The 12,011-nt window shown below is 55.7% G+C and carries 9 protein-coding genes and 4 pseudogenes; 8 read left to right on the top strand and 5 right to left on the bottom strand.

Going from position 1 to position 12,011, the window contains the following annotated elements:
- Positions 1-48: 48 nt before the first annotated feature.
- Positions 49-210 (bottom strand): annotated as a pseudogene (locus DWB67_RS18195) (IS3 family transposase); the annotation flags it as partial.
- Between DWB67_RS18195 and DWB67_RS14735 the strand changes: the two are divergent.
- Positions 205-688, top strand: a pseudogene (locus DWB67_RS14735) (transposase); the annotation flags it as partial. The pseudogenes DWB67_RS18195 and DWB67_RS14735 sit on opposite strands and share 6 nt — an antisense overlap.
- 85 nt (positions 689-773) lie before the next feature.
- Here the strand turns inward: DWB67_RS14735 and DWB67_RS18655 are convergent.
- From DWB67_RS18655 to DWB67_RS14715, 4 genes and pseudogenes are all read right to left on the bottom strand, one after another.
- A pseudogene (locus tag DWB67_RS18655) lies at positions 774-899 on the bottom strand (IS6 family transposase); the annotation flags it as partial.
- A gap of 191 nt (positions 900-1,090) precedes the next feature.
- A complete protein-coding gene (locus DWB67_RS14725; protein WP_119808361.1) occupies positions 1,091-3,478 on the bottom strand; it encodes a glycoside hydrolase family 31 protein in 2,388 nt (795 codons plus the stop codon).
- 1 nt (position 3,479) lies between these two features.
- The gene (locus tag DWB67_RS14720) at positions 3,480-4,784 is read right to left on the bottom strand and encodes a TRAP transporter large permease (RefSeq protein WP_119808360.1); all 1,305 of its coding nucleotides are present in this window, start codon (positions 4,782-4,784) and stop codon (positions 3,480-3,482) included.
- Positions 4,781-5,302 (bottom strand): TRAP transporter small permease, encoded by a 522-nt coding sequence (locus DWB67_RS14715; protein ID WP_119808359.1) that lies wholly within the window; start codon positions 5,300-5,302, stop codon positions 4,781-4,783. Before DWB67_RS14715 ends, DWB67_RS14720 begins: the two co-directional genes overlap by 4 nt.
- 220 nt (positions 5,303-5,522) lie before the next feature.
- Between DWB67_RS14715 and DWB67_RS14710 the strand changes: the two genes are divergently transcribed.
- The 7 genes and pseudogenes from DWB67_RS14710 to DWB67_RS14680 form a co-directional block, all read left to right on the top strand.
- Complete coding sequence (locus DWB67_RS14710; protein WP_255418695.1) at positions 5,523-6,503, top strand: TRAP transporter substrate-binding protein; 981 nt, start codon at positions 5,523-5,525, stop codon at positions 6,501-6,503.
- A 16-nt stretch (positions 6,504-6,519) separates the two neighbouring features.
- Positions 6,520-8,307 (top strand): glycoside hydrolase family 2 protein, encoded by a 1,788-nt coding sequence (locus tag DWB67_RS14705; protein WP_119808358.1) that lies wholly within the window; start codon positions 6,520-6,522, stop codon positions 8,305-8,307.
- Positions 8,304-9,104, top strand: a complete 801-nt coding sequence (locus DWB67_RS14700; RefSeq protein WP_119808357.1) for an FCD domain-containing protein — start codon at positions 8,304-8,306, stop codon at positions 9,102-9,104. Before DWB67_RS14705 ends, DWB67_RS14700 begins: the two co-directional genes overlap by 4 nt.
- 121 nt (positions 9,105-9,225) lie before the next feature.
- Entirely contained in the window at positions 9,226-9,627 is a 402-nt protein-coding gene (locus DWB67_RS14695) for a RidA family protein (RefSeq protein WP_119808356.1), read from the top strand.
- A 450-nt stretch (positions 9,628-10,077) separates the two neighbouring features.
- A pseudogene (locus DWB67_RS14690) lies at positions 10,078-10,880 on the top strand (IS5 family transposase).
- 118 nt (positions 10,881-10,998) lie between these two features.
- Positions 10,999-11,424 (top strand): hypothetical protein, encoded by a 426-nt coding sequence (locus tag DWB67_RS14685; RefSeq protein WP_119808355.1) that lies wholly within the window; start codon positions 10,999-11,001, stop codon positions 11,422-11,424.
- Between the two features lie 185 nt (positions 11,425-11,609).
- Positions 11,610-12,011 (top strand): transposase (locus DWB67_RS14680; RefSeq protein ID WP_147385941.1); only part of this gene is annotated, 402 nt, incomplete at its 3' end.

The following is a 12,011-nucleotide window of genomic DNA, read 5'->3' as shown; positions in this document are numbered from 1 at the left end:
TGAGCCAGATTAGACCTGTCACGCTTTGGTGCCACTCCACGTGATCGTTTAGGCCACCTTTCGTTCGAAAGCGACGGGGCTTTTCCATCCCAGTTCCGAATGGCGTCGCCGCGGGTTATAGAGCCCATTGATGTATTCAAAAATTGCCGTCTCGGCTTGTCAGGGGGTTTCCCATGACAGTCGCCAAATCAATTCAGCTTTGATGGTTTTCTGTACCTGGTGGCGGTCATGGACTGGTACAGCAGAAAAGTGCTCAGCTGGCGGCTATCGAACTCCATGGATGACGGGTTTTGCATAGAGGCTTTGAAAGAAGCCCTGCTTCGATACGGACCGCCGGAGATTTTCAACATGGAGCATTGTCGCGCCATCGGTTCGAGAGGCCATGCGACGTCAAGGTAGCCAGTTCACCAGAACCGATTTCACCGAAGTCCTGCTTGATGCATCGATGACGATCTCGATGGACGGGCATGGTCGTTAGATCGACAACCGCATGATCGAACGGCTCTGGCGATTATTAAAATACAAATGCTTCTACCTGAACGCATTCGAGGTCGGCTCGGAAGCCCGCAAGGGGACTGGCGCCTGGATCACATACTACAACGAAAAACGCCCACACTCTTCGCATGGGCTGCTGACGCCCAGTGAGGCCTATGATACCCACAATCAACGTCTGAAAGCCGCCGCCTGACATGAAGCAAATACTATAGTTTAGCTCGCCGGAAGGTAGTGTCGCAAGTTTACTGTGAGTTATGTTAGTGCAGATTTTGATGATATCAGACTGCCAATGCGGCGAACTGCTGGGTTGGTCTGAGGTTGTTATCTCCAAACTTGCCTTTGCGGATCATGTGGGCTGTTTTTATTCCGGCAAGTGTCGCTTGGGCTGAGTGAAACGTCTTAAAGAGCGTCGCAAACCGTATAAACTAATTATCACCGCGATCGCCAGAAGGCTGGTCACAATCGCTAATGCGATAATTGAGAGCCGTACTCCTTGGCAGGTTCAAGCCCACAAATAGACAAACTTTTTAGGGCATGGAATGCAAATCGCACCCATGCCCACATGGACAATATTTGAACCTATAAGACGCTGACCTCAAGAAGTCCTATGCGGGATTTCGGCAATCGAAATCTCGGTGCATTTTACACCGTTTATTGTCAACGTGCGTATATCTTCGGTTGCCAGGGCAACAGCTAGCCTGTTGAGCAAAGGTTTGGCTTTTCCGGTAAAGCGAAGTGTGATGTCGATTGTTGTCTCGGTTCCGCTTATATCAATTGCCAGCAGCCAGTGCGCCCCATCCAAAGCCTTAGAAGTCCTACCGTCATCTTCATAAAGAACGCTATGATCAGCGAAATTTCCCGACGGTGGGAAGATTGCCAATTCACGGGTATCATCGGCAGAAGGTTCGGCCCGCATTGTACCTGCTGCTAGTGGCAAAACTGCACCTGCCCGAACGAAAAGAGGGATGCTGTCCAGATTTACGTCGACGGTGATTGACCGGCCTCCCTCATACCACGCGCCACTATGAAAATCATACCATCCGCTGCCGTTCTGCGGCAGCCATAGGGTGCGGATGTTCGCGCCCTGTTCAACGACAGTTGCGACCAGAAGGTCACGGCCCAGCATGAATTCGTCGTTTTCAGCGAAGCAGGCCGGATCATCTTCGTGGTCCAGCAACGTCGGGCGCAGTATTGGCTGATGGTCGATCACCGCCTGATAGAGACAGGTGTAAAGATAGGGCACCAACCGATACCGTAATTCCAAAGCCGCGCGGATCTGCGGAAGGATCTGTGGATACATCCACGGCTCGTTCACGGTCGCATCGTCGTTCCATGAATGGATGGTGAAGCGCGGATAGAAAATGCCGTTCTGGACCCACCGCAGGAACAGTTCCGGCAACGGTCGGTCACCGGAGAAACCGCCAACATCATGGCCGATATTGAAGATCCCTGACATGGAAAGCCCAAGCCCCATCCGGTTGTTATAGCGGATGGTTTTCCAGTCGGTCCGGTTGTCACCCGTCCACGTCTGCGCATAACGCTGGATGCCCGGCGCACCCGAACGGCTGATCAGATAGGGGCGCTGGTCCGGCGCATATTCGACTTGCGCATCGCGCGAGGCGCGCGTCATCAAGACCGGCTGCAAGGGGCGGATCAGGCAAACCTCGATCGGGGTTCCAAAACCGTCGCATTGCGCGGCCGCATCCCAGATTTCATATTCGTTGTTGTCGTTCCACGTCGACCCGATGCCATGCGCCAACAGCTGGCTGGAGATATTGTCTTTCCACCATGACACCGTATCGGGGTTGGTGAAATCCAGATGTGATCCTTCGTCGTCCCAGAAAACGGATTTTTCCGGCGCATCGCTTTGGCTGTCGCGAATGAACAGTCCAGCGGATGCCACATCGTGATAACGGGGGTGATCCTGCAAAAGGCAGGGTTTGATATTGGCAATCAGATGGACCTGACGTTCGGCGTATTGCGCGGCCATGGCGTCGATGTCGGGGAATTTATCCGTATTCCAGTTAAAGACATAGCGCTTGTCCCCGATCGAGGTATAGCCCGATGACATCTGGAAACTGTCGCAGGGCAGATCGTGTTCGGTGATCTTGTCCAGAAAGCCCTGCACCTGATCCTGTGCGTCGGGTGCATCGGTATAGGACATGGTCGAACCGGAATATCCAAGCGCCCAACGCGGCGGAAAAGCCGTCCCCCCCGTCAGCCAGACCTGCCTGCGGGTCAGACCGGCCAGATCGGGCGACCATGACATATAGTAATCCAGATCGCCGTCCGCCGCCCGATAGGCGCGGTAGGGACGGTGGTAATTGTCCAGTTCATTCCCCAGATCGAACCAGCAGCTAGCAAGGTTGTCATAGAAGATCGACCATGATCCAGCGTTTGGCGTACGGGTCATGGTAAAGGGAATATGCTTGTACAGCGGGTCCGTGGATTCCGCATCATAGCCCATCGCGTCCAGATTGCGCATCTCGAACCGGCGACCCGAACGTTCAAGATCGCCCGCCTTTTCGCCCAATCCGTAAACACGTTCGGCGGGATCGCGCAGCAAGAAATGGGCATGTGAGTGATCGCGGGTTCCGGCCATATAGGCACCCGTCGGACGTTCGCTGGCGAAAGTTTCCCATGTATCGCAAAGGCGCGCCTGCCAGACCAACTGCAAGGGCTTGCGGATCATCACCCGCAAAGCCTCGGTCTGCAGGACCACTTCGTTATCACCTTGGATCACCGTAAAGTCGGGACAGGTGAAACCGTCGACCAGATCGCGGCTTCGGCCTTCGAAGGGCACATCCTGCTGCGGGGCGATGGACCATGTGCGCCCCTGACGCCAGCCCTTCGCACCGACCAGCGATACGCGGATCAGGTCATGTTCCAGCACGGTCAGACGCAATTCGCGATTACCCTCGACGCCAAGACGGATCATCGCGGCCTGACGGTCCAGAAATTCCCAATTCTTAAGCGTTTTCATATTAATTTCCGTAACCTAGAAGCCATTGCGGCAAAGCCAGACTGATTTCGGGCACAAAGGTGACCAACAGCAGCAACCCGACCATCACCGCATAGAACGGCAGAAGCGGCTTGATGACGCGGGAAATCGGCACTTTCCCCACCGAACACCCGATAAACAGCGCTGATCCGACGGGTGGTGTGCAGATGCCGATCGACAGGTTGAAGGTCATCATGATGCCGAAATGCACCGGATCCATCCCCAGATCACTGACGACGGGCAGGAAGATCGGCGTGAAGATCAGCAACGCAGGGGTCATATCCATGAAGGTGCCGATGACCAGCAAAGCCAGATTGATCACCAGCAGAATAACCAGCGGATTGTCCGACAGCATCAGCAGATAATCCGACAGCGCGAAGGGAATATCACCATAGGCCATGGCCCGTGACATCGCGATCGAGGTCCCGATCATCAGCAGAACGATCGTAGTCGTGACCGCGCTTTCCATCAGGATTTTCGGCAGATCACGCAGTCCGATTTCGCGATACCAGAACAGTGCAAGGATCAGTGAATAGACAACGGCGGCAGCCGAAGCCTCGGTTGCGGTGAAAACGCCGCCGATAATGCCGCCCATGATGACCAGCACCAGCCCCAGCGGCAGGATCGCATCCAGCGTGCGATGGCGCACCTCGTCCCATGCGGGGCGTTCGGACACCGGATACCCGCGCTTTTTGGCAATGATACCGGCAACCAGCATCAATCCCAGACCCAGCAAGGCACCGGGCAGATATCCCGCCACAAACAGCGCCGAAATCGAGGTCCCGCCCGTGATCAGCGAATAGACGATCAGCGTGGTCGAGGGCGGGATTAGCAACCCCGTCGGGCTGGACGCGATGTTGACAGCGGCGGAATAGGCAGGGTCATATCCCTCTTTGCGCTGCAAGGGGGCCATCACGCCACCCACCGCCGCCGCAGATGCCACAGCCGAACCCGAGATTGAACCGAACATCATATTCGCGATGACGTTGCAATGCGCCAACGAACCGGGCAAGCGACCGCCCAGAACCTTGGCGAATTCGATCAACCGCAGTGCGATGCCGCCGCGGTTCATAATATTGCCTGCCAGAATAAAGAACGGGATCGCCAGCAGCGTAAAGCTGTCCAGTCCTGATGCCATCTGCTGGGCGACGATAAAGATCGTCTGGTCGAAGGACATGAATAACAGGAAGGTCAGCGACGCGGCGATCCCGATAGAAAAGGCAATCGGAACGCCGATCACCATCATCGCCCCGAAGGACGAAAACAAAACGACAGCAGCCCAGTTCATGACGCAACCTCGTGTCTGGTGGCTTCGGGATCGTCAGGCGCGGTTAGGACCTGTTTGCCCGCCCAGTTGAGGACCAGATTTCCGGCGGCATAGGCCAGAATGATCAGCCCCGATACCGGAACGGCACCATAGACCCAGCCCATCGGCACCTGCAGCGCTGGCGATATCTGACCCGATACGAGCGTCTTCAGCATCAGTTGCCCGCCCCCCCAGACCATGACCAATCCGGCAAATGCAGCGATCAGCAGGGTAATCAATGCCTCGACCAGCAGGCGGGGACGCCCATTCAACGATAGCGGCAACAGGTCAATGGCCAGATGGCGGCCTTGGCCATAGGTATAGGCCCCGCCCGTCAAGGCCAGCCACATGAACAGGAATCGCGCCAGTTCATCCGTCGTGGTGGATGGCGTGCCAAGAACATATCGGCTGACCACCTGCCAGACGACACAGACCAGCAACACCAGAAACACGGCCATAATACCTGCACGCAGCAGGTTGTCGGCTGCACGTCTTATCATGACGGCACCCTTTCGAATGTAATCACTGCCACGGCGGTCCCTCCTCCTCGGGCGGGGTCATGCCCCTTTGATACGGTGCAAGATGCAGGGCTTGGACAATTTGGTCAACCAATTTCCAATTTTGGTTGACAACTATGGGAATTGGTGGCCCAAATCCGGCTATGACAAATCGCGGTAGGTTCCGATCAGGGCCTTCCACGACCCCGAGGGAGGAATACCGATGACCATGTTGAAAGTTCTGGCGGCAACAACTGCGCTGTCCACATTCGCATTCAGCGCCGCAGCAGACGCTAAGACCCTGCGCCTGAACCATAACAACCCCGAAGACCATCCCGTCCATATCTCGATGCAGATGATGGCCGATAAGGTCGAGGAAGCGACGGACGGATCGCTGAAGATCCGCATCTATCCCAACGGCCAGCTGGGGTCACAGCGCGAATCCACGGAACAGGTGCAAAACTGTTCGCTGGATATGGCGAAATCCAACACCTCGGAACTGGAAGCCTTTGCGCCGGTATACGCGGCCTTCAACCTGCCCTATATGTTCCAAAGCGAAGAACATTTCGACAAGATCATCACCGGAGAGATCGGCCAGTCCATTTTGGACAAGGCAGCTGAATCCGGCATGCGCGGTCTGGCCTATTACACCGAAGGCGCGCGGTCATTCTATACCAACAAGGCCATCAATACCCCCGACGACCTGAAGGGCCTGAAAATCCGCGTCCAGCCCAGCCCTTCGGCTGTGCGGATGGTGGAACTATTGGGCGCAAACCCGACGCCCATCGGGTGGGGCGAACTCTATTCGGCACTGCAACAGGGCGTCGTCGATGGTGCGGAAAACAACCCCACCGCTTTGACCACCGCCCGCCACGGCGAAGTGTCCAAGCATTTCTCGCTGGATGAACATACGATGATCCCTTCGGTGGTCTTTATTTCGACCTGCGCATGGGACGGCCTGACGGAGGATGAAAAAACCGCCCTGTCGACGGCAGCGCGTGAATCCATGACCTTCCACAGCGCTGAATGGAAGAAAGCCTCCAATGCCGCCATCGAGGAAGCCAAGTCCGAAATGGGCGTAGAGGTCCATGAGGTCGACAAGGAACCCTTCATCGCCGCCGTGCAGCCGATGTATGACGAGGCCACGGCCAACAATCCCGAACTTGCGACGCTGATCGAACAGATCCGCGCCGAAGCGGAATAAGCGAAAGGGGGCCGCCATGCTGGAACGTTCAGAACTTGCCGAAAACGCCTTGGCGGCCCTCCACGACGAGGCTTATGGTTCCGCATATGATCTGCGGAACCTGACCCACGAAGGAATGATCTTTACCGGCGGCCGCAAGGCGCTTTCGCTGGACGGGGATTGGAACTTCTGCGTCGACCTGCTGGACACGGGCCTGCGTCAGAAGTGGTTCGAAATGCAACCCGCATTGCCCGCCGACCGGTCCGAGCCTTGGGACTACGACCCCCATATGGGCGAACGCGTCGCCGTTCCGTCCTGCTGGCAGATGCTGCGCGACCGGTGGTATTTCTTTGAAGGCGGGTCGTGGTATACACGCAAACTGGATGTGCAGCCCGATGCCGATGGGCGGCTGTTCCTGCGGATCGGTGCTGCCAGTTATGATTGCAAGGTGTTCCTGAACGGCGAATATCTGGGCAGCCATCTGGGCGCATCGACGCCGTTTTTTGTCGAATTGACCGATCATATTAAGTCCGGTGACAACTGGCTGATGCTGTTTGTCGACAATCGCCGTCAGTCTGATCGCGTGCCGATGCAGAACACCGACTGGTTCAATTACGGCGGCATCTATCGCGAAGTCTCCCTTTACCGGACGCCGAAAACCGTTATCCGCGATCTGGTCGTGTCGCTGGCCAAAGACAGCTATGACCACATCGACGTGCAGGTTCAAATCGAAGGCGCAACCAGCGCGACATTGACGATCGCTGGTCTGGTCACGGTCAACGTTCCGGTGAAAGACGGCTTTGGACACATCAGCATTCCTGCAAAGCCGCAGCTTTGGTCGACGGACGACCCGCATCTTTACGATGTGACGCTGACCGCAGGCGACGATCAGGTCAGCGACCGCATCGGCTTTCGCCAGATCCAGCGCCGTGGAACAGAAATCCTGCTGAACGGTGAACCGGTCTGGTTGCGTGGCATCGCCGTTCACGAAGATGACGAACATCTGGGCAAGGTGACGTCCGAGGCTGATCTGCGCCGCCGTTTCGACCATGCGCGTGACCTGAACTGCAACTTTATGCGCTTTGCCCATTACCCGCATCACGAACGCGCGGTGCAGATGGCAGATGAATGCGGCATTCTGATCTGGGCTGAAATTCCGGTATATTGGGCCATCGACTTTGCCAATCCCGCGACCCGTGCAGACGCAACAAACCAGTTGGCCGAACTGATCCGGCGGGACCGTAACCGTGCCTCGGTGATTATCTGGTCCGTCGGGAACGAGAATGCCGACACCGATGCCCGCCTTGATTTCATGTCCGGTCTGGCAGCCACGGCCCGCCAGATGGACCCGACACGCCTGATCGCCGCGGCATGTCTTGTGAACCACCACACCCTGCGGATCGAGGATCGCCTGACCCGGCATCTGGATATCATCGGGATCAACGAATATTACGGCTGGTACGATGAGGATTTCGACGATCTGGAACAGATCGGGCGCAATTCGGCCCCCGACCGCCCCGTCGTCATATCCGAAACCGGCGCTGATGCGGATATCACGGAACACGGGCCGGAAAGCGGTTTGTTTTCCGAAAGCTATCAGGCTGAAATCTATCGCAAGCAAACCACGACGCTGGCCAAGCTGGACTATGTCAAAGGCATGTCTCCTTGGATCCTTTATGATTTCCGCACCGAACGCCGTCAGGGCATCTTCCAGCGTGGCTGGAACCGTAAGGGATTGATCGCATCGGACAAAACGACACGGAAAGCGGCATTCGATGTGCTGGCCGAATTCTATGCGGAACGCGCTGTGAAGGATCGGGAATGAACACAGTTTCTCAGCGCCGCTATCAGGATGTCGCAGCCGAATTGCGCGAATTGATCCGAACCGAGGGGTTTCAGACCGGCGACCGGCTGTTGACCGAACGCCAGATTGCCTTGCGTCTGGACGTGGGGCGCAGCTTGGTTCGCGATGCCATCATCATGCTTGAGGTCGAGGGGCTCGTTCAGGTCCGTCAGGGGTCGGGTGTCTATCTGTTGGGTGCCACGCAGCGGCAACCCGATCTGACCGTCGATGACATCGGCCCTTTCGAACTGCTCGAGGCGCGGATGGTTCTGGAAAGCGCCGTCGCCGGACTGGCCGCAGCAACCGTCACGAAAGCCGACATTATCGCCATGCGCGAAGCGCTGGACGAAGAACGTCGGTGCATCAGCGCCGGTGACAATGACTATCAGGGGGACCGCCGCTTTCACCTGTTGATCGCCGAGGCCACCCAGAATGGCGTCCTGGTCAAACTGGTCGCAGACCTCTGGGACAGGCGCGATAAAAGCAGGATGTGGGCACAACTGCACAGCCGGATCTTTGACGATACTTATCGCAACTGCTGGCTGGACGACCATCGAGCCATTCTGGACGCATTGCGCGCACGCGACAGCCAGCGTTCACAGCAAGCGATGCGTCACCACTTGTCGAACGTTAGCGCCACACTGATGCAGTTGTCGGACGCCGATGACCCCGCATTCGACGGCTTTCTTTTCCCGACGGCCCGTACTTCTCAAGCCTTTCAATCGCCTGCTGCGGACAGGCCATCGTTAGGCCGCAATACCAAAGGTGACCGGTCATAGCTTGCAAAGGGCTTCGGGAGCCTAACGCACCCTGACATGGATATATGGTCGGACTTGATACTTGTTGAACCATTACTTTGTTATATGAGAGGGTCACTTATCCAACCCTTGCAGGACAGCTATGAACCAACAACGTATTATCCGCTACGATACCGCCGATACCCAAGCCGGAGGGACCAAGCGCCCATTTGCCAAGGCCGTACGCGCCGGTGACTATGTCCACATTTCAGGGCAGGTGCCGACTGTAGACGGAGAGGTCGTAACAGGTGGCATCGTCACCCAGACCGAACAGGTCATTGCTAATATCAGACAGGTTCTGGCCCTTGCAGGCTGCGGTATGGAAGATATCGTCAAAGTCAATTGCTGGCTGGATGATGCACGTGATTTTTCATCATTCAATGCGGTTTTCGCAAAGCATTTCGGCCCCAACCCACCTGCCCGTTCGACGGTAGAATCACGGCTGATGGTAGATGCGAAAGTCGAGATCGATGTGTTGGCATGGAAGCCGCTGGTAGACGAATAAATGATCCACCCGATCACGCGCAAATATGTGGCAGTAGATGAAAATCGGCGAACAACCGGTTTAGAACTTTAGTCTAATCCCTCTTTTGATAAAGTAACAGCAGCGCCTTGCGCATTTGAGTCAAAGCACATGTTTATACTCACAGCATGCGATGGCTGCATATCTGAACAGCAGACGTTTTCTGGGTCGGATACTTGCCACTCCACCTAAGGTCCTTTGTAACATATAACTGACACGAAACGCTTTCGTTAGAGAGGCGCCCCAAGCCTTCGCTTACTTAGCCCCCCAACAATGGCAGCCTGACCGACAGCTGCGCAAAGTCTGCGTTGTCAGCAAGTACTATGCAGTTATCCGGCATACTAGGACATGTTGACAAAAGGGATTCACGGCGGGGAATGGATGTGATTCAAGCTGGTATCTGCAAAAGGAACCAGCCTGCCACGAAACCTCATGTCGGACGAAGAGTGGATGTTTTTTGAACATTTCATTCGCACTGTCAGCGCACCGAACGGACGCAAACTAACCATCACCGCCTTGTTATTAATGGGTTTTCTGGATTGCCAGAACTGGCTCGCCATGGCGCGATCTGCCGGAGGAATTTGGCAAGTGGTCCAGTGTTTCCCGACAGTTCCGGCGCTGACACTGGCAGGTTTCTGGGAGTAGATCATGGATGCCCTGAACAAGAGCGTGGCTGCACCAGATGCCCTGCAAATGGTTGGTAGCACCGCGATCCCCGGACACCATTAGCCAGCGGGTGCTAAAGTGGGACTTCGCGTCAGGGTTTCGGACGCTCAAGACCGTCTTGTGGGAAAATGATCCAGCGGATCGTTTTCTGGACCACCTCCCACTTTACGACCAAAATTCATCTCCGCGTCAACGCGGTTGGCTTGCCGATGAGAACCGAGATCTCGCCAGGCCAAGCATCCGATTACAATGGTTTCGATCCGGTCATGACCAACAACTTGCCGGCGCCAAGCGTGATGCTCGCGGACAGGGGCAACGATGCTGACAGCATTCGTAAAAAGATGTAGGCGCGGGACGTTCTGACCCAGATCCCCATGCGTAAATCCCGCAAGATGCGCGTCGGTGTAGACCACGCGCTCTATGCTCTGCGCAACCTTGTCGAAAGATGATTTAACAAGCTGAAAAACGCCCGACGTGTTGCCACCCGTTACGAGAAGACCGCCGAGAGCTTTCTTGGTTTCGTAGACATCACATCCATCCGGCTCTGGATCCGCTATTTGTCAACGTGACCTAAAAAATATTAAATTAATCTCAGGTTCTGCGTAACGGATCGCTTTTGGATCGCGAATAGCCCACCGGCCACATGGGCACCGGTAACCTCGATTACAAAGAAAATTAGGAATACTTATGCAATCCAATGTTAAAATCGCCCTCTTGCTGATCAGGGTTACGTTCGGACTATTTCTATTAGTTTGGGGGCTGGACAAAATACTGAATACGGATCATGTCGCAGCGGTATTTTCCAAGTTCTATGGTATTGGTGCACTTGCCGGTTCTGTGGCAATGATACTTGGCGTCCTTCAGGTACTTTTATCACTGGCAATAATTACTGGCCTTTTCAAAACCGTGACATATGGCGCGGCTGTTCTGATACATGGCGGCAGCACAATCGCGACCGCGGGACACATCTTGATGCCAATGGCAGAGGGTTCTAACCTGCTGTTCATGGCTGGCCTGCCAATTATGGGCGCAGTTTTAGGTCTGTTCATTGCCCGCAAAGAAGACACGCTATTTTCACTGGATTCATCACGGGAACACGTAAAATCTGCCTGATAACATCAGGTGGATCAGGATGGCTCCGTATTGACCCATTTTGATCCGCCCGGTGAACCTCCAAACTGGATGCTTTCGCAGACCTACGGTTGGCATGAGCACATCAAAGTGGCGACATAGCAGGGCGTTGTTGCACAAAGGGATGAGGGATTCACCTTGCGAATCCAGTGTAGTAGCTCGAAGGCATGAGCAGACCTCCGAAGACGACCTACAAGACCACCAACTGGAAAAGTTACAATCAGGCGCTGAGGCAGCGCGGATCACTGACCGTTTGGTTTGATCCCTCGATGCAGTGGGAAGCCATTCCGTCGGGGCGTCGCGGTCGTCAGCAGGCCTATAGCGACGCTGCGATCCAGGCCTGCCTCACTCTTAAGACCCTCCTCGGGCTGCCGCTCCGCCAAGGCGTGCCGTTGTTCGCCATTGGTCCGAGAACAATGGCACGCGGTTTCGTGGCGAGCTTGCTCGAACTGTCCGGGCTCGGCTGGTCCGTGCCGGATTTCAGCACTCTGTCACGTCGCCAGAAGACCTTGAACGTGACGATCCCGTATCGTGGTTCCAAGGGGCCGCTGCATCTGCTCGTGGATAGC

The organism is Paracoccus sp. JM45 (genome assembly GCF_003590715.1).
Classification (GTDB): Bacteria; Pseudomonadota; Alphaproteobacteria; order Rhodobacterales; family Rhodobacteraceae; genus Paracoccus.
The sequence above is the reverse complement of the archived record's forward strand: the minus strand, read 5'-3'. Positions and strand labels throughout refer to the sequence as shown.

Bases quoted from the DNA above. Each gene is read 5' to 3' on its own strand.
- DWB67_RS14725 (WP_119808361.1), bottom strand. From the start codon at position 3,478: ATGAAAACGCTTAAGAATTGGGAATTTCTGGACCGTCAGGCCGCGATG.
- DWB67_RS14720 (WP_119808360.1), bottom strand. From the start codon at position 4,784: ATGAACTGGGCTGCTGTCGTTTTGTTTTCGTCCTTCGGGGCGATGATG.
- DWB67_RS14715 (WP_119808359.1), bottom strand. From the start codon at position 5,302: ATGATAAGACGTGCAGCCGACAACCTGCTGCGTGCAGGTATTATGGCC.
- DWB67_RS14710 (WP_255418695.1), top strand. From the start codon at position 5,523: ATGACCATGTTGAAAGTTCTGGCGGCAACAACTGCGCTGTCCACATTC.
- DWB67_RS14705 (WP_119808358.1), top strand. From the start codon at position 6,520: ATGCTGGAACGTTCAGAACTTGCCGAAAACGCCTTGGCGGCCCTCCAC.
- DWB67_RS14700 (WP_119808357.1), top strand. From the start codon at position 8,304: ATGAACACAGTTTCTCAGCGCCGCTATCAGGATGTCGCAGCCGAATTG.
- DWB67_RS14695 (WP_119808356.1), top strand. From the start codon at position 9,226: ATGAACCAACAACGTATTATCCGCTACGATACCGCCGATACCCAAGCC.
- DWB67_RS14685 (WP_119808355.1), top strand. From the start codon at position 10,999: ATGCAATCCAATGTTAAAATCGCCCTCTTGCTGATCAGGGTTACGTTC.